The sequence below is a fragment of the Gemmatimonadales bacterium genome (assembly GCA_030697825.1).
Taxonomy (GTDB): Bacteria; Gemmatimonadota; Gemmatimonadetes; order Gemmatimonadales; family JACORV01; genus JACORV01.
This window is the reverse complement of the sequence record JAUYOW010000266.1, coordinates 1-1,143: the sequence shown is the minus strand read 5'-3', so window position 1 is coordinate 1,143 and position 1,143 is coordinate 1. Positions and strand designations below refer to the sequence as shown.

Here is a 1,143-nt window from a genome sequence, read left to right as displayed (position 1 = left end):
GAGCGCGTCGCGCGCGTGTACCCACGCACGCTCGCGCGCGCCGGCACGCCGATACGACAGGTGGACCTGCGTTACACCAACGGATTTTCCGTGGCATGGCATCCGCCGCGCGCCGCCGCGCGCGACAGCATGAAGACCGTGGCGCCTGCCGGCGTCGCGAACGAGGAGGGTTAGCATGGCGAAGAAAGACGACGAAAAACTGATTGTGGGCCTCGACATCGGCACCTCCAAGGTGCTGGCGATCGTGGGCGAGCTTACCGGCGGCGGCGAGACCGAGATCATCGGTGTCGGCATGCACCCTTCGCGCGGCATGAAAAAGGGCGTGGTGGTGAACATCGAGTCCACGGTGCAATCGATCCAGCGCGCGGTCGAGGAGGCCGAGCTCATGGCCGGCTGCCAGATCCACTCGGTGTTCGCCGGCATCGCTGGCTCGCACATCTCGAGCTTCAATTCCCACGGCATCGTGGCGATCAAGGACAAGGAAGTCGGACCGAACGACGTCGAGCGGGTGATCGAGGCGGCGCGGGCGCTGGCGATTCCCGCGGACCAGAAGGTGCTGCACATCCTGCCGCAGGAATTCATTATCGACAAACAGGAAGGCATCCGCGAGCCGATCGGTATGAGCGGCGTGCGGCTCGAGGCCAAGGTACACATTGTCACCGGGGCGGTGTCGGCGGCGCAGAACATCATCAAATGCATACGTCGCTGCGGGCTCGAGGTGGACGACATCATCCTGGAGCAACTGGCCTCGTCGATGTCGGTGCTGAACGAGGACGAAAAAGAGCTGGGTGTATGCATCGTCGATATTGGTGGCGGCACCACCGACATCTCGGTGTTCACCGACGGCGCCATCCGCCACACCGCCGTGATTCCCATCGCCGGTGACCAAGTCACGAACGACATCGCCGTGGCGCTGCGCACGCCGACGCAAAACGCCGAGGACATCAAGAAGAAATACGGTTGCGCGCTCACGCAATTGGCGCACCGCGACGACGCCATCGAGGTGCCGAGCGTGGGTGACCGTCCGCCGCGCAAGCTCTCGCGCCAGACGCTTGCCGAGGTCATCGAGCCGCGCATCGAGGAACTCTACGGGCTGATCCAGGCCGAGCTGCGGCGCTCCGGCTTCGAGGACGTGCTCGGCAG

At 64.7% G+C, this 1,143-nt stretch carries 1 protein-coding gene; it reads left to right on the top strand.

Annotated features, from left to right (window positions below):
• Window positions 1-175 precede the first annotated feature (175 nt).
• Window positions 176-1,143: cell division protein FtsA (gene ftsA / locus Q8Q85_13090; GenBank protein MDP3775191.1), on the top strand; the 968-nt coding region annotated here is incomplete at its 3' end.